The organism is Silicimonas algicola (assembly GCF_003970735.1).
Classification (GTDB): Bacteria; Pseudomonadota; Alphaproteobacteria; order Rhodobacterales; family Rhodobacteraceae; genus Silicimonas; species Silicimonas algicola.
On the sequence record NZ_CP034588.1, the window covers coordinates 3,330,757 to 3,350,888 of the forward strand.

The window sequence follows — 20,132 nt, forward strand, 5'->3', positions numbered from 1 at the left end:
GTGGTTGCGGGACAGTAACCCACACCGGCTGGTGCGGGCAACCGGAAGCGAAGCACGCTCCCTTCGTCTTCTTCTGTCCTCGCAGTACTCCGGGGGAGCCGGCCCAGGCGGCGGGGGCAGAGCCCCCTATCGCCGCCCGAACAGGCGCCAGAACCGTCCGCGCGCGGCCTCGGCACCTTCGTCGATCTCGTTAAACACGGGCTGAATGCGGCGCCTGCGGAAGTTGCGGATAAGCCGCCAGATCGTAATGAGCAGAAGGGCCAGCAGCGTGCAGAAGACGATGGTGAACCAGGGGATCAGCGTCACTTCGGGTCCCGCCACCGGCTTCAGCGAAAGCGCGTTCGGGAAAATCGAGAAGAAGTTGTTACGCCAGCCATAGTGCCGCAGCGCAACCCACTGGGGGTTGGCCTCGGTCGACTCGAGGTTCTTCGCCTGGGCCTGAAGATCGGCCGTGTCGAACTTGAAGAAGGGCGGCCAGCCCCAGCCCGTGTCCTCGTTGCGGTACACGCGTGGCTTGCCGTTCGGTCGGATCGTCTCGATGAACAGCACGTCGCGGTTCTCGGCGTTCACCGCGTCGCCGACGCCAGAGTTCTGCCAGAACAGACCGTTGGTGCCGAAGTCGACGCGTCTCACCTCGGTATTGACGATCCGCACGATGTCACGGTCGGGCAGGTTGTAATGTAGGAGAAGCGCGATCATCCCGAAGAAAAGGATGCGGATCGTCCATCGGAAATAGGTCATCGGTCGGCACTCCTTCGTCCTCTACCTAAGGGCGCGAATGCCGGGTCCACAAGGGCTTCACAGAGTCGCGGGACCATGCCACGGTCCGGGGAATGAGACTGAAGGGCAAGACGGCCGTCGTCACCGGCGGCGGATCGGGGTTCGGCGAGGGCATCATCAGGCGCTTCGCCGCAGAAGGCGCGCGCGTGGCCGTCGTCGATCTGAACGGTGAGGCCGCAGAACGGGTCGCACAGGCCGTAGATGGCATTGCCGTGGCCTGCGACGTGTCGCGCGGCGCGGATGTGGCGCGAATGGCCGACACTGTGCGCGAGGCGTTCGGCGCCGTCGATATCCTCGTCAACAACGCGGGCACGACCCATCTGCCGACGCCCTTGGACGAGGTCGAGGAGGAGATGTTCGACCGGGTCTTCGCCGTGAACTGCAAGTCGGTGTACCTGACCGCGCGCGCCTTCGTACCGGCGATGAAGGAACGGGCCTCCGGCGTCATCCTGAACGTCGCCTCGACGGCGGGCGTCAGCCCCAGGCCCCGGCTCAACTGGTACAATGCCTCCAAGGGCTGGATGATCACCGCCACGCGCACGATGGCGATCGAACTCGCCCCCTTCGGCATCCGCGTGAACGCGGTCAATCCCGTAGCGGGCGAGACGCCGCTTCTTGCGTCCTTTATGGGCGAGGACACGCCCGAGATGCGCGCGAAGTTCCTCTCGACCATCCCGCTGGGCCGCTTCTCGCGTCCCGACGACATCGCCAACGCCGCGCTATACCTCTGCTCGGACGAGGCCTCGATGGTGACGGGGGTGGCGATGGAGGTCGACGGGGGCCGCTGCATTTGAGGCCGGGTCCGCGCAACGCCATCACCGACGTCGCGGGACTGTCCGTCGGCCAGTCGAAGGACGAGCGTCTGAAATCAGGCGTCACCGTCGTCGTGGGCGACGCGCCGATGGTGGCTGGCGTTCACGTCATGGGCGGCGCGCCAGGCACGCGCGAGACCGACCTTCTTGCGCCGGACAAGAGCGTCGGCGGGGTCGATGCGCTGGTGCTCTCGGGCGGCTCGGCCTTCGGTCTGGCAGCGGCGGATGGCGTCATGGCTGGTCTTCGCGCCGCCGGGCGCGGATTCGAGGCCGCGGGCTACCGCGTGCCGATCGTGCCGGCGGCCATTCTCTTCGACCTGGCGAACGGCGGCGCCAAGGCGTGGGACGCGAACCCCTACCCCGCACTCGGCCGCGCGGCCTTCGACGCGAAAGGCGGCGACGTCGCGGTCGGAAGCGAAGGCGCGGGGACGGGTGCGAACGTCGCTGGCCTGAAAGGCGGTCTGGGCACGGCATCGGCGGTCCTGCCGTCGGGCGCCGTGGTGGGTGCGCTCGTCGCGGTCAATGCGCTGGGGCAGGTCACCGTCGGCGACGGCCCGCATTTCTGGGCCGCCCCTTTCGAGGAAATCGACGAGTTCGGCGGCTTCGGGCCCGGCCCCTGTCCCGCTCCGCCTGCCCGCACGAAGCTTGGCGGCGCGGGCAACACGACCATCGCGGTCGTGGCCACCGACCTGATCCTAACCAAGGCGCAGGCGACGCGCATGGCAACCGCGGCACACGACGGCATCGCGCGGGCCATCGTGCCAGCACATACACCGATGGACGGGGACCTGATCTTTGCGGCCGCGACCGGACAGCGCGAGGCGACGGAGGCCGACCTCGCATGGCTGGGCCATGCCGCCGCCACCTGCCTGGCGCGCGCCATTGCACGAGGGGTGTATCACGCCAGGGAAGCGCCGGACGATGTCCTTCCGACGTGGGCGGCTATGTTCGGCTAGGCCAGTATCGCGGTCACGAGCGGACTATCGGGCTCGCGCAGCCCGTCGATGACATCGAAGTGGTGTCGCCCGGCGTCGATGCGATGTTCGACCCCCCAAGCCCCGGCCAGCCATCGCGCCTGGTCGAGAAAGGCCGGTCGTTCCTCGGCGCCGACCCAGACCGTCACCGGCACATCTGGGGCCAGGTGCAGGACAGGGCTCTCTGCCTCGGCTTCGTCGGCATCGAGTTGCAGCGTGCCGTTCATCGTGAGGTCGCACAGCGGCCGCAGGTCGCTGACGGGCGAGATCGGCACGACCCGCACGATGCGGTCGCGGACCTCCTGTGCAAGCTCGCCGCCGCCGCACGCAAGGCGAGCGACAAGATGGCCGCCCGCCGAATGGCCCGTCAGGCGAATCGGACCCCGAACGAGGGCCGCCGCAGTCTCGACGGCGCGCGCGGTCTCGCGCGTGATCTCCGAGATGCGCGCCTCGGGCGCCAGCGTGTACGAGGGCATCGCCACGGCCCATCCATGCGCTGTCAGCCCCTCGGAAAAGTGTGACCAGACGTCCCTGTGAAAGCGCATCCAGTAGCCGCCGTGGATGAACACGACCAGGCCCTCCGGCTTTCCGGGCGGGAGGTAGAGGTCCAGTTTCTGCCGCTCGCCCGTCCCGTAGGCGACGTTAAGGCGCGCCCTGCCCACGGCCGCCTCGCGCTCTCGCCAGGCGCGCGCCTCCTCGATCCAGCGGTCGGGATACGACGCGCCATCCGGGATGAAGTCCGCGTTGTTGTAGGCCAGGTCCAGACTCATGCGCCCTCCTCGGGCAGGACGCGGATCAAGGCGCCATCGGGATCATCCGTCAGGACAAGTAGCGCGCCATCGGCGTCGATGTCGATGTCGCGGACGCGCCCCAACTCGGGAAGATAGCGCGACTCGCCCGTCACGCGGTCATCCTCGAGGTTCAGGCGCACGATGCCGCCGGGGGTCAACGAGGACGCGACCACATCGCCGGCCCAGCCCTCGAACATGTCGCCCTCGTAGAAGGTGAAGCCTCCCGGCGCGATCACGGGGTCCCAGTAGTAGACCGGCTCGGTCACACCTTCGGCGCTGGTCTCGCCTGACCCTACGGGCGCACCGCTGTACTTCTGGCCGTAGCTGACGTCGGGCCATCCGTAGTTTGCGCCCGGCTCGACCAGATTCAATTCGTCACCGCCTGCCGGACCATGCTCGAGCACCCAGAGCCGCCCTTCGGGGCCCAGAGCCGCGCCTTGCGGGTTGCGGTGACCATAGGTCCATACTTCGGGCAGAGCCTCTTCTTCCGCGGCGAAGGGGTTGTCCTCGGGCACGCTTCCGTCGGGCTCGATGCGGATCACCTTGCCGTAGGAGGCGCCCAGGTCCTGAGCGAGGACGCGCTCGGCCTCCGAGGAATGCTCGCCGAGCGTCACGTAGAGAACGTCGCCGTCCGGCACGACGCGAGAGCCGAAGTGCATGGCCGTCGGCGAGGGCGGTGTCTGCACGTAGAGGTCCGAGACCTCCTCCAGCGAGGCGGCATCGTCCGAGAGACGTGCGGAGGCGACGGCCGTCGCGGCGTCGCCCGAGCCCTGAGGCTTCGAGTAGGTCAGGTAGATCTCACGAGACGTCTCGAAATCTGGCGCAAGCGCCACGTCCAGAAGACCGCCCTGACGCCGTGCCACGACCTCGGGGACACCCTCCACCTCGGTCATGGTGCCGTCGGCGGCGACGTGCTGAAGCCGTCCGACACGCTCGGTCACAAGGTAGCCGCCGCGCGGCAGAGGCTCGACGCCCCACGGGTGGACAAGACCGTCCGCGACCGTTTCGGTGCGAAGCGTGCCCGCATCGTCGATCTCGGGCGCGCGGGTCTGGTTTTCGAAGGCGGGCGTGTTGCCGGGCACGTTCGGCGGTCCCTGGTTGACCTGGGCGAGAGCAGGTGTGGCGACAATAAGAGCAAAGGCGGTGGTGGCGCGAAATGTCATCTGGAAGTCCTCCTTTGCACCAAAGGTAGGCAGGACGCCCCCACAGTCGAACCGGAACGGGCCGACAGCCATTCACAAATGCATCAGGTCTGTCTCGGCAATCGACCTGACCACAACGCAACCTGTCAGAAATGCTTGCCTTCTGCCGCGAAGTCCGCGTGCCGGAGACCCGAGGCTTCCGCCGCTCTTCGCCCCTTGGCGGCCCAGAGAAGCCCGCGCCTCAACATCTCGCGGGGCGCACCCGACGCGATCACGTCGGCCTTGTGGCCGAGGGCGTTGTAGTAAACCCGCCCCAGACCCCAGGCCCGCGTCCACGCCACCGGCATGTCCACCGGCCCGTTCGCACTGTGATACCACGTCACCGTAGGGAACCGCGTCGTGGCGAGGATGTGGTTCGCGGGATCGACATGGAGGTAGTACTGCTCGGACGAGACATCGAAGCCCTCGATGCCCTGGACCAGCTCGTGACCCGAATCGGTGATCGTGACGCGATAATTCACCCCGTCCCCGCCCGGATGCGCGACCCAGTTTGCGCCGGTCATGAATTGCCACAGCACGTTCGACCGGAAGGCGTCGCACATCCCTCCGTGACAGCCAGCGAGCCCGGTGCCGCGCGAAACCGCCTCGGACACGTTGGCGGCGGCCTCCTTCGACAACTCCGACATGGTCCAGACTGGCACGATCAGGTCGAGGCCACGCAGCGCCTCGCCGTCGTCGAAGCACGCGAGGCTGTCGGTCACCTCGACGTCCATGCCGGCGTCTTCCAGCATCGCGCGGAAGATGGTGGCGACCTTGTCCGGCTCGTGCCCCGGCCAGCCGCCCCAGGTGATGAGTGCCTGTGTCATGTCTCCCCCAACTTGTCCCGAAAGGGTTGAAAACCCTCAGGCGGCATTTGTCGAGCGCCGTCGAGCCGATTACGCAGTTTGGCCAGGCATTCAACGGCAATGCGTAGCTGTTCGTCATTCAGACCCTGCGCGAGTTCTACAGTCCAGGGCCGCCGCAGGGCGTCTGCGTCCTGGGCGAGTTTTCGACCGCTTGTCGTCGGCGTGGCGAGCCGCGCCCGCCGGTCAGACGGATTGTCGCGCATCTCCACAAGCCCCGCCGCCTCGAGATCGTTCACGACCCGTTGGACCGACTGTCGCGTCAGGGACAGCCGTCGGGCGAGGCCGGACACCGTCTCCGGAGACTCCAGAAATTCCAGCGTCGAAAGCACTTGCCAGCGCGCCGGTGTCAGACCGAGCGGCGCAACCAGTTCGGCGCCACGCTCATCGAGCGCGGCAGCAGTGCGCAGCACCTCGAAAATCAGGCGGCCAAGCGCATCGGGTGCCGGATTCATCTCATCCATATTGACAGTGTGCTGTCGTTCATTAGTCTGACAGCATGTTGTCAAAGTGGAGTCGTCATGACCAGTTCATTTCGTATCGACCGGTTCAAATTTCCAGCCGAACACAGAACGGCGCTTCTTGAAGCCGTTGCCGCAACTCATGAAGTCCTGCGCACACAATCGGGATTCCTGCGGGACATGATCGCCGAACGCACTCATGCGGATGGCCGCATCGAAGTGCAGACAATGGTCGAATGGGACGCCACGGCGGATATCCCCGCCATCAAGGCCCGGGTGAAAGAAGCCCAGCGGGCGCGCGCGTTCGACACCGCCGCTGCGCTTGCTTCCTGGGGTGCGGAAGCGGACCTCGGCTGGTGGAGCGAGGTTCAGACGCCCTCGTAGATTTGCACCAGCCGCTCGACGGCCGCCTCTGCGGTCATCTCTTCGCTCTTCCCCGTCCGGCGCGAGGTGAGTTCGACCACGCCCTTGTCGAGCCCCCGGGGGCCCACCGTGATCCGCCAGGGCAGACCGATCAGGTCCATGGTGGCGAACTTGGCACCGGCGCGCTCGTCGCGGTCGTCGTAGAGGGGGTCGAGACCCTTTGCGATCAGCGCCTTCTCCAGCCCTTCGCAGGCGGCATCGCAGGCGGCGTCACCCTGACGAAGGTTCACGATCCCGGCGTGGAACGGCGTCACACCCTCGGGCCAGATGATGCCCTTGTCGTCATGGCTGGCCTCGATGATCGCGCCCAGAAGGCGGCTGACCCCGATGCCGTGCGAACCCATGTGGACCGGCGCCTGGCTTCCGTCCGGCCCCTGCACCGTGGCGCCCATGGGTTCGGAGTACTTGGTGCCGAAGTAGAAGATCTGCCCGACCTCGATACCCCGCGCAGAGCGGCGGCGATCCTCGGGGATCTCGTTGAAGATGGCGGCGTCGTGCGTCTCATCCGTGCGGGCGTAGCGCGAGGTGAACTCCTCTAGCACCGCCTGGCATTCTGCGTGGTTGTCGTAGTCGATTTCGCGGTCGCCGAAGGTCAGGTCGGTGATCTCGCTGTCGTAGAACACCTCGCTTTCGCCGGTCTCGGCCAGGACCAGGAACTCGTGCGTGTAGTCGCCCCCGATCGGGCCGCCGTCGGCGCGCATGGGGATGGCCTGAAGACCCATGCGTTCGTAGCTGCGCAGATAGCTGACCAGGTGCCGGTTGTAGGCGTGAAGCGCGTCTTCCTTCGTCAGGTCGAAGTTGTAGCCGTCCTTCATCAGGAACTCGCGGCCGCGCATGATGCCGAAGCGGGGGCGGATCTCGTCCCGGAACTTCCACTGGATGTGGTAGAGCGTCAGCGGCAGGTCGCGGTAGCTTTTCACGTAGGACCGGAAGATGTCAGTGATCAGCTCTTCGTTCGTCGGGCCGTAGAGCATGTCCCGGTCGTGGCGATCCTTGATCCGCAGCATCTCCTGCCCGTAGTCGTCGTAGCGCCCGCTTTCGCGCCACAGGTCGGCGGACTGAAGGGTCGGCATCAGCATTGGGATATGCCCCGCGCGCTGCTGCTCCTCGTGGACGATCCGCTCGATGTTCTTCAGGACCTTGAAGCCAAGAGGCAGCCACGAATAGATGCCGGCAGAGGCCTGCTTGATCATTCCCGCGCGCAGCATGTAGCGGTGCGAGACGATCTGCGCCTCGGCGGGCGTTTCCTTGAGGACGGGCAGGAAGTAGCGGGACAGGCGCATCGGAACTCGCTCGCGCTTTGGGTTCGGGCCGGTGTAGCGGCCCGTCTTCGGCCAGACAAGGGTCGGAACATCGGACCTACCCGACCTGACGGGAGACGGGCCTTGCATGAAGACCTCCCTCCGGGCGATATGGCGTGACGCCATTGCGAGGAAAAGATGGCCCTGCCCGTCAACCAGCAAGCCAAGTACTGGGGGATCGCCGCCGCGATCTTCTTCGTCCTGATGTGGGCCCTCGGCGACGTGATCCTGCCCTTCCTTCTCGGTGCGGCCGTGGCCTACATGCTGGACCCTGTCGCAGACCGGCTTCAGCGGTTGGGGACAAGCCGTGCGGTGGCGACGGGCATCATCACCTTTTTCGCGGTCCTCCTCTTCGTCGTGGCGATCCTGGTGATCGTGCCGCTTCTGGTGCGGCAGGCGAGCGACCTGATCGCGTCCGCACCCGAGATCGCGTCGAACCTCCAGTCCTTTCTGACCGAGCGGTTCCCCAGCCTCGTCGACGCCGACTCGTCGGTGCGGAAGTCGCTGTCCGGCCTGGGCGACACCATCAGCGAGCGCGGAGGCGAGCTTCTCAACACGGTGATCGCGTCCTTCTCGGGGCTGGTGAACGTGATCGTGCTTTTCGTCATCGTTCCCGTCGTGGCGTTCTACCTGCTCTACGACTGGGACAACATGGTCGCCAAGGTCGACGCGCTCCTCCCGCGCGAGCATGCGCCGACCATCCGCCGCCTCGCCCGCGAGATCGACGACACCATGGCGGGCTTTGTCCGGGGCCAGGGCACCGTGTGCCTGATCCTCGGCGTCTATTATGCCGTCACGCTCATGGCCGTGGGCCTGAAGTTCGGCCTGATCGTGGGCTTCATTGCGGGCGGTCTGACCTTCATTCCCTATGTCGGCGCCCTGGTGGGAGGCCTTCTGGCCATAGGTCTGGCCCTGTTCCAATTCTGGGGCGACTGGATCTGGATCGTTCTGGTCTGGGCGATCTTTCAGTCAGGCCAGTTCGTCGAGGGCAATATCCTCACGCCGCGTCTGGTGGGCTCGTCGGTCGGGCTTCACCCGGTCTGGCTGATCTTCGCCCTCTCGGCCTTCGGCGCGCTGTTCGGCTTCGTCGGTCTATTGGTCGCCGTACCAGTGGCGGCGGCGCTCGGCGTCATGGCGCGGTTCGGGATCGAGCGGTACAAGGAAAGCCTTCTGTACCGGGGCACGTCCGGTCAGGGAACGCCCGATGGCCGTCAGTGACGCGCAGATCGAGAACGTCCGAGAGCTGTTCGATGGCGTAGGTCCGATCACGACACGGAAGATGTTCGGAGGTCTCGGCATCTATCAGGAAGGCCGCATCTTCGCGGTCGTCATGTCCGACGGAACGCTTCGCCTCAAGGGCGCGGGAGACATGGTAGCCGTCCTGGACGCTGCGGGATGGGAGCGGTGGACCTATACCCGCGACGGTTCGGACACGCTGCGTTCCATGCCCTACTGGTCGCTTCCAGAGGCCCTGCTCGACGACCCGGAAGAAGCAAGCGCCTGGGCCCGGCGGGCGCTTGAAGCGCTTTGAGATGCCCCGGCAACTGATCTTCGAGCTTCCCGCGAAGGTATCGCGCGACCGTGGCGACTTCTTCGTCTCGGACGCCAACGCGCTGGCGGTTCGTCGGATCGAGGACACCTCTGCGTGGACCCAGGGGAAGCTGGCGCTGGTCGGTCCCGAGGGATCAGGAAAATCCCACCTCCTCCAGGTCTGGGCCGAGGCCCAGGGCGCCATGGTTTTGACGCCGCATGCGCTCTCCGACACCGAGATCGGCACGATTGCCCAGCCTGTCGCCGTTGACGATGCAGATCGCGTTCAAGGCGAGGCCGAGGTCGCGCTCTTTCACCTGCACAACCGGCTTGCATCCTTGGGCCTTCCATTTCTGATCGTCGGCCGCGAGGCCCCTGCCCGCTGGCGAGCCGAACTGCCCGACCTGAAGAGCCGACTGGAGGCCACCGAGGTCGCGCGGATCGAGCCGCCGGACGACGCGCTTCTATCCGCCGTCCTCGTCAAGCTCTTCACCGACCGTCAGATCGCGGTCGCCCCCGCCGTCATCGATTATCTCGCCACGCGGATGGAACGATCCTTCGCCGGCGCTCAACAGCTTGTCGACCGGCTCGACCGCGCCGCGATGGCCGAAGGGCGGGCTGTGACACGAACGCTGGCGAGGGCCGTTCTGGACAAGCCCTAGGCCCCCCGGCATAGTCGTCATTCTCATGTCACAATGCCCTGCAACACGAAGGCCATGACCGTCACGCCGACCGATTTCCTGCGCGCGCCCCTGCCTCCGGCCGTGATGCCCGAGGGTAAGGACTTCGACGGTCCGGACCGTTTCATGAACCGTGAACTGTCGTGGCTGGCCTTCAACTGGCGGGTGCTGGAGGAGGCCGAGAACCCCCGTGTCCCCGTTCTCGAGCGTCTGAGGTTCCTGTCGATTTCGGCCACGAACCTCGACGAGTTCTACACCGTGCGCGTCGCCGGCCTGCGCGAGCTGGCCCATGCCGGAAACACCACGCCCGCCGCAGACGGGCTTTCCCCGATCGAGCAGCTGGTCCTCATCAACGCGGACGCGCGCCGCCTCCTGGAACGCCAGCAGGAGGTGTGGAAGGCCCTGCGCGACGAGATGGCCAGCGCAAACATCTCGCTTCTCTCCCGCGACGACCTCACGCGCGAAGACCGCTCCCATGTCGAGCAGGTTTTCCTGACGCAGGTCTTCCCGATCCTGTCGCCTCTGGCCATCGACCCGGCGCACCCGTTCCCGTTCATCGCGAACGAAGGTTATTCGCTAGCGCTGGAACTCGAGCGTGTTTCGGACAAGCGTCCGCTCCGCGCGCTTCTTCCGATCCCCGCGCAGGTCGACCGCTTCGTGCCCCTGCCGTCCGAGCCGGGAGAGCATCGCTTCCTGCCCCTCGAAGAGCTGTTGCTTCTTCACCTGCAACGCCTGTTTCCAGGCTACGGCATGAAGGGGCATTGCCAGTTCCGCGTCCTCCGCGACAGCGACCTCGAGGTCGAGGAAGAGGCCGAAGACCTCGTTCGCGAGTTCGAAGTCGCCCTGAAGCGCCGCCGCCGCGGCGAAGTGGTGCGCCTGACGATCTCGGCCAATGCGCCAGGCAAGCTGAGGCGCGTCATCATGGACGAGCTTCACGTCGAAGACAGCGAAGTTGTCGAGCTCGACGGGATGCTGGGCCTCAGCGACCTGAAGGAACTCGTGCTGGACTCGCGCACGGACCTGCTCTGGACGCCATTCCTGCCGCGTGTGCCCGAGCGGGTTCAGGACCACGACGGCGACATGTTCGCGGCGATCCGCCAGAAGGACATGCTGCTGCACCACCCCTACGAGACCTTCGACATGGTGATCCGCTTCCTCAAGCAGGCGGCGGCCGACCCGAACGTGGTGGCGATCAAGCAGACGCTTTACCGGACGTCGCGCAACTCTCCCATTGTCGAGGCGCTGTGCGAAGCAGCGGAAGACGGCAAGTCGGTCACCGCGCTTGTCGAACTGAAGGCCCGTTTCGACGAGGCTGCGAACATCCGCCAGTCGCGACGGCTGGAGCGCGCGGGCGCCCACGTCGTCTACGGCTTCATGAACTACAAGACACACGCCAAGATCTCGACCGTCGTCCGGCGCGAAGGCGGCGAGCTTGTCACCTATACCCATTTCGGGACCGGCAACTATCACCCGATCACCGCACGCATCTACACCGACCTGAGCCTCTTCACCTGCGATTCCGCCCTCGGCCGCGATGCCACAAAGGTGTTCAACTACTTGTCGGGCTACGCCCAGCCCGAGGGGTTGGAGAACCTGTCGATCTCGCCCCTGAACCTCAAGACCACGCTTCTCGAGCGTATCGCTGAGGAAGCCGAATTCGCGCTGGCCGGGAAGCCCGCCGTGATCTGGGGCAAGCTCAACTCGATCATCGAGCCGGACGTGATCGATGCGCTCTACCTCGCAAGCCAGGCCGGCGTCAGGATCGACCTCGTGGTCCGCGGAATCTGCGGCCTGAGACCCGGCGTGAAGGGTCTGTCGGACAACATCCGCGTCAAATCCATCGTGGGCCGCTTCCTCGAACACAGCCGCATCGTCTGCTTCGGCGCGGGCCACGGTCTGCCGCACAAGAAAGCGAGGGTCTACATCTCGTCCGCCGACTGGATGGGCCGCAACCTCGCTCGCCGGGTCGAGACGCTCGTCGAGTGCAAGAACCCCACGGTGAAAGCCCAGATCGTCAGCCAGATCATGGCCGCGAACCTCGCCGACGTGGCACAGAGCTGGATGCTCGGACCGGACGGAACCTACGCCCGCATCGCGCCGCCCGAGGGCGAGACGGCCTTCTCGTGCCATCGCTTCTTCATGGAAAACCCGTCCCTGTCGGGACGAGGATCGGCGGGCGCGGCGGACGTGCCGGAGCTGACCCACAGCGAGGATTGAGCCTCAATCGGGCCGGATGCGCGGCCCTGACTTGTCGGCAAAAGCCTTGAGCCGGTCGCGCGACGCAGGCTGCGTGTTGACGATGCCGGCCACCACTGCCTCGGCATAGGCGGCGTCGAGCGCCGACATGTTCTGCATGTGGCTGATCGCCGAGCAGATGGCGAAGTTCGACAGGGGCGGGTTCTGCGCGGCGGCACGCGCCAAATCGAAAGCCTTGGCGCGAGAATCCTCGACAAGGTACTGGCAAAGCCCGACCGCCATCGCCTCTTCGCCTTTGTAGACCCTGCCGGTCAGCATCATGTCGATCATCCTCCCCTTGCCGACGAGGTCGGCCACCCGGATCGTGGCCCCGCCGCCCGTGAAAAGGCCGCGCTGCCCCTCCGGCAGGGCGAAGTAGGTCGTTCGGTCGGCGACACGGATATGCGCTGCGGACGCCAGCTCCAGCCCGCCGCCGACGACAGCGCCCTGGAGGGCGGCGATGACAGGAACGCCGCCATATTCCATCTTGTTGAAGGCCTCGTGCCAGCGCAGGCAGAGGTGCATGAAGTCTGCCGCCGAACGCTCCTCGGCGTGATGCTCGACAAGATCCAGGCCGGCGCAGAAGTGGTCGCCCTCGGCCGTCAGCACGGCGGCGCGGGCCCCGATGCGCGGCAGGCGCGAGAAGACCTCGACCAGCTCTTCGACGGCCTGCGCGTTCAGTGCGTTACGCTTCGAGCCGCGGACGAGACGAACCTCGGTCACGCCCTCGCCCGCGTCGCTCACCTCGAGGAATTCAGTGTCGAACGTCATCTGCCTCTCCTCGTCGCGCCGGCCGAGGTTCCTGCCCACGCCCTGGAATGTCCACGGATAATTTTCCTTGCCCAGCCGTGGCTTCGTGGCGTCACGGGGACGCCGCGGGCATTGACCGCGGAGGGGTCCGGGTGCAGTGTCGCCCGGCACCATCATGGGGGACATGAATGGACGGCGCGAGCGAGTCCGCGACCACCGAGGATTGGGGCCCCTTCGGGCGCCCCCTTTTCGACGATCCGTCCGCGCGTGCCCTCAGCCGCGTCGGCGTGGTCGACGTCGGCTCGAACTCGGTCCGCCTTGTCGTCTTCGACGGCGCGGCAAGGTCGCCCGCGTATTTCTTCAACGAGAAAGTCATGGCGGGTCTCGGCGCCGGCCTCGCCGAGACGGGTCGGCTCAACCCGCAGGGCAAGGTTCGCGCGATGGAGGCGCTGAAAAGGTTCCAGCATCTTGCGGATGCCATGGGGATCGCACCGTTGACGGCTGTGGCCACAGCCGCGGTGCGCGAGGCGGAGGACGGTCCCGCGTTCAGGGAGGACGTGTTGCGTGAGACCGGCCTCCGCCTCTTCGTGATCGACGGCGAGGAGGAGGCTCGCCTTTCGGCGCAGGGCGTCCTTCTGGGCTGGCCCGGGGCGCAGGGCCTCGTCTGCGACATCGGCGGCTCGTCGATGGAACTGGCGGAACTGAGGGGCGGCAAGGTCGGCCGCTGCGTGTCCTCGAAGCTCGGTCCGCAGAGGCTGAAGACGATCAAGGGCAAGAAGGCGCTGAAGGCGCACCTGAGCCAAGGGCTCCGAGAGCTGGGCGACCAGATTGGCCGCGATCCGGGCCGGCTGTTCCTCGTCGGCGGGTCGTGGCGCGCCATCGCACGGATCGACATGGACCGGCGCGGCTATCCTCTGGCGGTCCTCCATGAATACCGCATGAGCCGGAAGGCGGTCTACGCGACGATCGAGTACATCGAGACCTCGGACATCGAGCAGCTTCGCCTGCGCTGCGGACTGTCCGAAAGCCGGATGGAGCTTGTGCCCCTCGCCGCGCAGGTCCTGAAACACCTCGTACGGGAACTGAGACCTACTGACATCGCGATCTCGAGCTACGGCATCCGCGAGGGCCTGCTCTACGAGCAGATGCCGCAGAAGCTCCGCGACCGCGACCCGTTGATCGAGGCCTGCCGCTTCGCCGAGGCGAAGGACGCGCGGATGCCCGGTTTCGGCGCGCGCCTTTACGATTTCGTGCTGCCGCTCTTCACCTGGCGCGGCGCCCCGGATAAGCGGCTCGTGAGGGCGGCCTGCCTCCTCCACGACGTGAGCTGGCGCGCGCACCCCGACTATCGCCACGAAGTCTGCTTCGACGAGGCGACCCGCGCGAACCTCGGCGGCATGACGCACGAGGAACGCGTGTTCCTGGGCGTGGCGCTTCTTCACCGCTACAAGAACAGCCGCGACGGCTCGCCCTTCGAGGATCTCTTCGGGCTTCTCGAGGAAGACGACCTGAAACAGGCCGAGATCCTGGGCAAGGCACTTCGCTTCGGTGCCATGCTGACGGCGTCCGAGAACGAGAAGATGGGCTCTCTCAAGTATTTTCCGAAGAAGAAGCGGCTTGAGCTGATCCTCGCCCCCGGCACGCGCGACCTCTATGGCGAGGTGGCGGAAGCCCGGCTGAAATCCCTCGCCTCCGCCCTTGGGGAGGTCGAGATCGTGGTGAAGGGCCGCTAGAGTTCGATCTCGCCCTCTTCGGCGCCCTCGATGCTCTCCTCGACCGGCGTCTTGCGGCGGATCAGGATGTCGCCGTTCGGAAGCACCTCGGGCGCATGATAGGCGTCGAGGTTGTCGAGAAAACCCGACAGGTCGTCGATGGCGGGCTCCATCTCCTGCATCAGCCCGCGCATGAAGAGCTTCAGCGCCTCGCCCATGAGGTCGATGCCCTGTTCGGGCACAGGCACCGGCTCGGGTTCGGCGTCCTGCGCGGCGGCGGGGAGCGTCATCGAGAGGGCGAGGAGTACAAAGAGAAAGCGCATGAAGCGCAATATAGCACCCCGCCCTTCATCGGTCCAAAAATATCCCGGGCAGGTCCGGAGGGGCAGCGCCCCTCCGACAGCTCAGACGCCCAAGCACCAGCGCATGATGGCCTTCTGCGCGTGCAGCCGGTTCTCGGCCTCGTCGAAGATGACCGAGTGCGGGCCGTCCATGACGGCCGAGGTCGCCTCCTCCTCGCGATGCGCGGGAAGACAGTGCATGAAGAGTGAGTCGGGCTTTGCCTTTGACATCAGGCGCTCGTTGACCTGGTAGGGGCGAAGCTGGTTGTGCCGCCTCTCGCGCGTGGTCTGGCTGTCGTGCATCGACACCCAGGTGTCGGTCACGACGAGATCGGCCCCGGTCACGGCGGTCTCGGGGTCGCGCTCGATGATGATCGGACGGCCCTTGTCACGGGCGAAGGCAAGCGCCTTCGCGTCGGGATCCAGCGTCTCGGGACCCGAGAAGGTCAGATCGAAGCCGAACTGGCCGGCGGCATGGGCGAGGCTCGCGAAGACGTTGTTGCCGTCGCCGCACCAGGTCACCTTCCGGCCCGCGATCGGGCCGCGATGTTCTTCGAAGGTCATCACGTCGGCCATGATCTGGCAGGGGTGGGACTGGTTCGTCAGCCCGTTGATGACCGGCACGGTGGCGTGCTCGGCAAGCTCGAGCAGCGCGTCCTGATCGAAGGTGCGGATCATGATGAGGTCGACGTAGCGCGACAGGACCCGAGCGGTATCGGCGATGGTCTCGCCGTGGCCAAGCTGCATCTCCGATCCCGTCAACACCAGCGTCTCGCCGCCCATCTGGCGCACGCCCACGTCGAACGAGACGCGGGTCCGGGTCGAGGGCTTCTCGAAGATCAGGGCGACGACATGGCCGCCGAGCGGCTGATCGTCGTCCTTCGCACCCTTCGGGCGACCGGCGCGCGCATCCTTCATGGCGCGGGCGTCGTCGATGATGGCGCGAAGGTCGGCGGGGTCTGTCCGGTGGATGTCGAGAAAGTGGTTCATGGCGTTTCGGCTTTTCGGTGGTCGGACCGGGGCTCTGCCCCGGACCCCGGAGTATTTGGTCCAAGAAGAATTCAGGCGGCTGCCATCGCGGAGGCGGCGGCGTCGATGCGTCGGGCGGCTTCGGCGATCTCGTCGTCGCTGATCGTGAGCGGCGGCAGCAGCCGCGCGACGTTGTCACCTGCTGGCACGAGGATGACGTCCTCGGCGTAGCCGGCCTTGACCACGTCGGCGGCGGGCGGCCTGCACTTCAGACCCAGCATCAGACCTGCGCCTCGCACCTCTTCGAAGACATCCGGATGATCGGCGACCAGACCTTCAAGCTTCTGCCGAAGAAGGCCGGCCTTGCGGTTCACATCCGACAGGAACCCGTCGGCGGTGATCGTCTTCATCACCGCCTGTCCCACGGCCATGGCGAGCGGGTTGCCGCCATAGGTCGAGCCGTGCGTGCCGACGACCATGCCGGCGGCTGCAGCTTCGGTGGCGAGAACGGCGCCAAGGGGAAAGCCGCCGCCGATACCCTTCGCCACCATCATGATGTCGGGCGTCACGCCCGCCCATTCGTGGGCAAAAAGACGTCCCGTCCGACCCATGCCGCACTGCACCTCGTCAAGGATCAGAAGCGCGCCCGTCTCGTCGCAGAGATCGCGCAGCCCCTTCAGGCACTGGTCGGGCAGAACGCGGATACCACCCTCGCCCTGCACCGGCTCGATCAGGACGGCGGCGGTGCGGTCGGTCACTGCGGCGCGTAAGGCGTCATGGTCGCCCCAGGGCACCTGCACGAAGCCCGGAAGCATCGGGCCAAAGCCCTTGACCATCTTCGGGGCGCCCGAGGCCGCGATGGCCGCCGACGACCGGCCGTGGAAGCAGCCCTCGAACGTCACGATTTCGATCCGGTCAGGGTCGCCTTTTTCGTACCAGTACTTTCGGGCCATCTTGATCGCCAACTCGGCCGTCTCGGTGCCCGAGTTGGTGAAGAAGACGGTGTCGGCGAAGGTCGCCTCGGTCAGCATCTCGGCCAGCGCTATCTGGCCCGGGATCTCGTAGAGGTTCGAGACGTGCCAGAGCTTCTGCGCCTGCTCGGTCAATGCCGAGACGAGGATCGGGTTGGCGTGGCCCAGAAGCGTCACCGCAATGCCGGACCCCAGGTCGAGGAAGCGTCGCCCGGTGTCGTCGATCAGCCAGGTGCCCTCGCCCTTCACGAAATGAAGCGGCGCGCGGGAATAGGTGGGCAGGACCGAGGGGATCATCGGGATCTTCCTTCTGAGAGAGGCCAAGACGTGCCAGCAGGGGCAGGTCGAGTCAACGGAACTGTAGGGGGTGTGGACGTGACGAAGCGGACGCTGAGGATCAGCGTCGGCGTCGGGAAGCGAAGTGAATCGCGTACGTCATGGGGCGCCCTCTAGCGCGTCGCATGTGGTCTGACCAGCGATTTCTCGCGGCCGCCAACGAAGTCAGAGGATTGCGCGACTGATCCGCCGGGAGGGTCCTCAGGCGGCGAGAACGAGAAGAACGAAGAGGGCAAGGGCGATCTGGAAGAGGCGCATGGGGTCCATCCCGGTCTGGCAGAGCCGCACTAGGGGCGCCAAATGTGGCAGCGGTTGGTCGAAACAGGCAAATTCCCGTGAAACGCCGAGCACTTGATGCAATCCCGAAACACCGCGACGACGAGCGCGTCTTGTAACCGCGGTGTGGGTGACTAGAATATGGCCCTCAAAGAAAGGGCAGGTTTCGAGATGTCGTGGACGGATGAGCGCGTTGAGCTCCTCAAGAAGATGTGGTCCGAGGGCCAGTCTGCCAGCCAGATCGCCAAGGAGCTGGGTGGCGTGACGCGCAATGCAGTGATCGGCAAGGTCCATCGCCTTGGCTTGTCGAACCGGGCCGGTGCATCCGCGCCCATGCCCGAGAAAAAGCCTGCCAAGGCCGCCATGCCCCAGTCGTCGCCCGCTCCGGCCGCCAAGGCGCCGGTCAAGCCTGCCGCGAAGCCGGCCGAGAAGGTGGTCGAGGTCACGGTCACTCCGCGCAAGCCGATCGTGCCGGCCGGGCAGCCGCTCCCGCCCCAGCCGTCGGCAAACGAGATCAGCCCCGAAGCGCTGGCCAATGTCCGCGAAGTCGAGAAATCGGCCAAGCGCATCAGCCTGATGGAGCTGACCGAGCGGACCTGCAAATGGCCGATCGGCGATCCCGCGACCGACGACTTCTGGTTCTGCGGTCTCGCCGTCCAGCAGGGCAAGCCGTATTGCGACGCTCACGTCAGCGTGGCCTTCCAGCCCATGTCGAACCGGCGGGACCGGCGGCGCTGAGACCGTTCCCCTCCTGGCGGACCGAACACCCTTCCCGCACGGAGAGGAACGCGCTATCAGCCGCGCCATGTCCGCGAACCCGCCAGACCTGCGCCCCGACCTAGCCCGCGCCCGCGTCCCCGAGGACCGCCGCGCCGGCCAGCCGACCATCGGCATGGTCTCGCTCGGCTGTCCAAAGGCGCTGGTCGACAGCGAACGCATCCTGACCCGGCTCCGCGCCGAGGGCTATGCGATCAGCCCGGACTACGGCGGGGCGGACGCGGTCATCGTGAACACCTGCGGCTTCCTCGACAGCGCCAAGGCCGAAAGCCTCGACGCCATCGGCGAGGCGCTGAAGGAAAACGGCCGCGTCATCGTCACCGGCTGCCTTGGGGCCGAGCCCGACTATATCACAGGCGCTCACCCAAAGGTTCTGGCGGTGACGGGGCCTCACCAGTACGAGCAGGTGCTCGACGCCGTCCACAGCGCGGTGCCGCCCGATCCCGACCCGTTCATCGACCTCCTGCCGCCTCAGGGCGTGAAGCTGACGCCGCGCCATTACAGCTATCTGAAGATCGCCGAAGGCTGCAATCACGCCTGCAAGTTCTGCATCATCCCCGACATGCGGGGTCGCCTTGCCTCGCGTCCGGAACGGGCCGTCCTGCGCGAGGCCGAGAAGCTGGTCGGGAACGGCGTGAGGGAGCTTCTGGTCATCAGCCAGGACACGTCGGCCTATGGCACGGATTGGAAAGGGCGCGACGCCAAGTTTCCCATTCTCGACCTCGCGCGTGGCTTGGGCGCCCTCGGAGCCTGGGTGCGCCTGCACTACGTCTACCCCTACCCGCATGTCCGGGACCTCGTGCCGCTCATGGCCGAAGGGCTGATTCTTCCCTACCTCGACGTGCCCTTCCAGCACGCCCACCCCGACACGCTCCGCCGCATGGCGCGTCCCGCCGCCGCCGAACGGACGTTGGAGGAAATCGCGGCCTGGCGTGCCGTCTGCCCCGAGATCGCGCTTCGGTCGACCTTCATCGTGGGTTACCCGGGCGAGACCGAGGCCGAGTTCCGGGTCCTGCTCGACTGGCTCGACGAGGCGCAACTGGATCGCGTCGGCTGCTTCAAGTACGAGAACGTGGCCGGCGCGCGGTCGAATGCGCTGCCCGACCACGTCTCCGAGGACGTGAAGGAGGAACGCTGGCACCGCTTCATGGAAAAGGCGCAGGCCATTTCCGAAGCGAAGCTGGCGGCCAAGGTCGGAACCCGTCTCGAGGTCATCGTGGACGAGGTTGACGACGAGGCCGCGACCTGCCGCACGAAGGCAGACGCGCCCGAGATCGACGGGCATCTCTTCATCGATGAGGGTTTCGAAGGTCTCGCTCCCGGCGACATACTGACCGTCGAGGTCGAGGAGGCTGGCGAGTACGATCTTTGGGGTCGGCGCGCGTGACCCTCGAGGTCCGCCCGGCCCGTTCCGCGGATGTGCCGAGGCTGGTCGAGATCAGTCGCATCACTCAGGCCGAGCACGCCGCGCGCCTCCCCGACATGTTCTCGGGCAAGGACGATCCGGTCTGCGCGCGGACCTATCCCGACATTCTGGCGGGACGGACACCGGGCGCGGTGGTCGTAGCCCACGACGGCGCGCGCATCCTGGGACACGCGGGCGCCGCCATCGTGCCGGTGGAGGCGCCCGAGCAGAGGCATCACCGCACTGGCCTGATCCTCGACGTGTCGGTCGACCGCGACGCGCGCGGCACCGGTGTGGGACGCCTTCTTCTCGACGCGCTGGCGGATGCGATGCGCGGTATGGGGGCTACGGACCTGCGCGCCCAGGTGTGGACCGGCAATGCCGCCTCCGAGTCCCTCTTCACCGCCGCGAACTTCGCGCCGATGCACCGGGAGTTTCGCCTGTCGCTCGCCCCGAGCCTCGAAGGACCTGCACGACGCGATACCTTGAATCCCGCGTACTGGCTCCTGATCGCCGTCGGCGCGCTTGGTCTCGGGCTGTTCCTTGCCATGCGCTGAACCTTCG

General features: G+C 66.4%; 21 protein-coding genes. 11 read left to right on the top strand and 10 right to left on the bottom strand.

What is annotated here, in order from left to right; all coding sequences use genetic code 11:
- Positions 1-126: 126 nt before the first annotated feature.
- Positions 127-741, bottom strand: a complete 615-nt coding sequence (locus EF888_RS16305; RefSeq protein WP_109759806.1) for a DUF1523 family protein — start codon at positions 739-741, stop codon at positions 127-129.
- Positions 742-833: 92 nt separating this feature from the next.
- Between EF888_RS16305 and EF888_RS16310 the strand changes: the two genes are divergently transcribed.
- Positions 834-1,574 carry a glucose 1-dehydrogenase gene (locus tag EF888_RS16310; protein ID WP_109759805.1) on the top strand — a complete coding sequence of 247 codons (741 nt, stop codon included), beginning with the start codon at positions 834-836 and terminating at the stop codon, positions 1,572-1,574.
- A complete protein-coding gene (locus EF888_RS16315) occupies positions 1,571-2,548 on the top strand; it encodes a P1 family peptidase (RefSeq protein ID WP_109759804.1) in 978 nt (325 codons plus the stop codon). The genes EF888_RS16310 and EF888_RS16315 overlap by 4 nt, the downstream gene beginning before the upstream one ends.
- Here EF888_RS16315 and EF888_RS16320 read toward each other — a convergent pair.
- The 4 genes from EF888_RS16320 to EF888_RS16335 all read right to left on the bottom strand — a co-directional run bounded on the left by EF888_RS16320 (position 2,545) and on the right by EF888_RS16335 (position 5,865).
- Positions 2,545-3,336: an alpha/beta hydrolase gene (locus tag EF888_RS16320; RefSeq protein WP_109759803.1), complete on the bottom strand. Its 792-nt coding sequence runs from the start codon at positions 3,334-3,336 to the stop codon at positions 2,545-2,547. The two genes, EF888_RS16315 and EF888_RS16320, sit on opposite strands and share 4 nt — an antisense overlap.
- A complete protein-coding gene (locus EF888_RS16325; RefSeq protein WP_109759802.1) occupies positions 3,333-4,520 on the bottom strand; it encodes a PQQ-dependent sugar dehydrogenase in 1,188 nt (395 codons plus the stop codon). The genes EF888_RS16320 and EF888_RS16325 overlap by 4 nt, the downstream gene beginning before the upstream one ends.
- Positions 4,521-4,645: 125 nt before the next feature.
- Complete coding sequence (locus tag EF888_RS16330; protein ID WP_109759801.1) at positions 4,646-5,365, bottom strand: ThuA domain-containing protein; 720 nt, start codon at positions 5,363-5,365, stop codon at positions 4,646-4,648.
- A complete protein-coding gene (locus EF888_RS16335) occupies positions 5,362-5,865 on the bottom strand; it encodes a MarR family winged helix-turn-helix transcriptional regulator (protein WP_109759800.1) in 504 nt (167 codons plus the stop codon). Before EF888_RS16335 ends, EF888_RS16330 begins: the two co-directional genes overlap by 4 nt.
- 57 nt (positions 5,866-5,922) lie before the next feature.
- Here EF888_RS16335 and EF888_RS21940 point away from each other — a divergent pair, with 57 nt between their 5' ends.
- Positions 5,923-6,246: a hypothetical protein gene (locus EF888_RS21940; RefSeq protein WP_146203003.1), complete on the top strand. Its 324-nt coding sequence runs from the start codon at positions 5,923-5,925 to the stop codon at positions 6,244-6,246.
- Here EF888_RS21940 and proS read toward each other — a convergent pair.
- Positions 6,231-7,568, bottom strand: coding sequence for a proline--tRNA ligase (gene proS / locus EF888_RS16345; RefSeq protein WP_109759798.1), 1,338 nt, complete (start codon positions 7,566-7,568; stop codon positions 6,231-6,233). The genes EF888_RS21940 and proS overlap by 16 nt on opposite strands.
- Positions 7,569-7,724: 156 nt before the next feature.
- On the opposite strand from proS, the gene EF888_RS16350 reads away from it, so the two are divergent.
- From EF888_RS16350 to EF888_RS16365, 4 genes are read left to right on the top strand one after another with little or no spacing between them, the layout of a single operon-like run.
- Positions 7,725-8,804, top strand: coding sequence for an AI-2E family transporter (locus tag EF888_RS16350; RefSeq protein ID WP_109759797.1), 1,080 nt, complete (start codon positions 7,725-7,727; stop codon positions 8,802-8,804).
- On the top strand, positions 8,791-9,117 hold the full coding sequence (locus EF888_RS16355; RefSeq protein ID WP_109759796.1) for a TfoX/Sxy family protein: 327 nt from the start codon (positions 8,791-8,793) through the stop codon (positions 9,115-9,117). Before EF888_RS16350 ends, EF888_RS16355 begins: the two co-directional genes overlap by 14 nt.
- A gap of 1 nt (position 9,118) precedes the next feature.
- Complete coding sequence (locus tag EF888_RS16360; protein WP_109759795.1) at positions 9,119-9,778, top strand: HdaA/DnaA family protein; 660 nt, start codon at positions 9,119-9,121, stop codon at positions 9,776-9,778.
- A 54-nt stretch (positions 9,779-9,832) separates the two neighbouring features.
- A complete protein-coding gene (locus EF888_RS16365) occupies positions 9,833-12,013 on the top strand; it encodes an RNA degradosome polyphosphate kinase (RefSeq protein ID WP_109759935.1) in 2,181 nt (726 codons plus the stop codon).
- A gap of 3 nt (positions 12,014-12,016) precedes the next feature.
- On the opposite strand, the gene EF888_RS16370 is transcribed toward EF888_RS16365, so the two are convergent.
- On the bottom strand, positions 12,017-12,802 hold the full coding sequence (locus EF888_RS16370; protein ID WP_109759934.1) for a crotonase/enoyl-CoA hydratase family protein: 786 nt from the start codon (positions 12,800-12,802) through the stop codon (positions 12,017-12,019).
- 167 nt (positions 12,803-12,969) lie between these two features.
- Here EF888_RS16370 and EF888_RS16375 point away from each other — a divergent pair, with 167 nt between their 5' ends.
- A complete protein-coding gene (locus EF888_RS16375; RefSeq protein WP_109759794.1) occupies positions 12,970-14,514 on the top strand; it encodes a Ppx/GppA family phosphatase in 1,545 nt (514 codons plus the stop codon).
- Here EF888_RS16375 and EF888_RS16380 read toward each other — a convergent pair.
- The 3 genes from EF888_RS16380 to EF888_RS16390 form a co-directional block, all read right to left on the bottom strand.
- A complete protein-coding gene (locus tag EF888_RS16380; protein ID WP_109759793.1) occupies positions 14,511-14,816 on the bottom strand; it encodes a hypothetical protein in 306 nt (101 codons plus the stop codon). The genes EF888_RS16375 and EF888_RS16380 overlap by 4 nt on opposite strands.
- Positions 14,817-14,897: 81 nt before the next feature.
- Positions 14,898-15,824: an ornithine carbamoyltransferase gene (argF, locus tag EF888_RS16385; protein ID WP_109759792.1), complete on the bottom strand. Its 927-nt coding sequence runs from the start codon at positions 15,822-15,824 to the stop codon at positions 14,898-14,900.
- Positions 15,825-15,895: 71 nt separating this feature from the next.
- Complete coding sequence (locus tag EF888_RS16390) at positions 15,896-17,071, bottom strand: aspartate aminotransferase family protein (RefSeq protein ID WP_109759791.1); 1,176 nt, start codon at positions 17,069-17,071, stop codon at positions 15,896-15,898.
- 486 nt (positions 17,072-17,557) lie between these two features.
- Between EF888_RS16390 and EF888_RS16395 the strand changes: the two genes are divergently transcribed.
- The 3 genes from EF888_RS16395 to EF888_RS16405 all read left to right on the top strand — a co-directional run bounded on the left by EF888_RS16395 (position 17,558) and on the right by EF888_RS16405 (position 20,125).
- A complete protein-coding gene (locus EF888_RS16395; protein ID WP_109759933.1) occupies positions 17,558-18,124 on the top strand; it encodes a GcrA family cell cycle regulator in 567 nt (188 codons plus the stop codon).
- Positions 18,125-18,191: 67 nt separating this feature from the next.
- Positions 18,192-19,550 (top strand): 30S ribosomal protein S12 methylthiotransferase RimO, encoded by a 1,359-nt coding sequence (rimO, locus tag EF888_RS16400; protein ID WP_109759790.1) that lies wholly within the window; start codon positions 18,192-18,194, stop codon positions 19,548-19,550.
- On the top strand, positions 19,547-20,125 hold the full coding sequence (locus EF888_RS16405) for a GNAT family N-acetyltransferase (protein WP_126918597.1): 579 nt from the start codon (positions 19,547-19,549) through the stop codon (positions 20,123-20,125). Before rimO ends, EF888_RS16405 begins: the two co-directional genes overlap by 4 nt.
- The last annotated feature ends 7 nt before the right edge of the window (positions 20,126-20,132 follow it).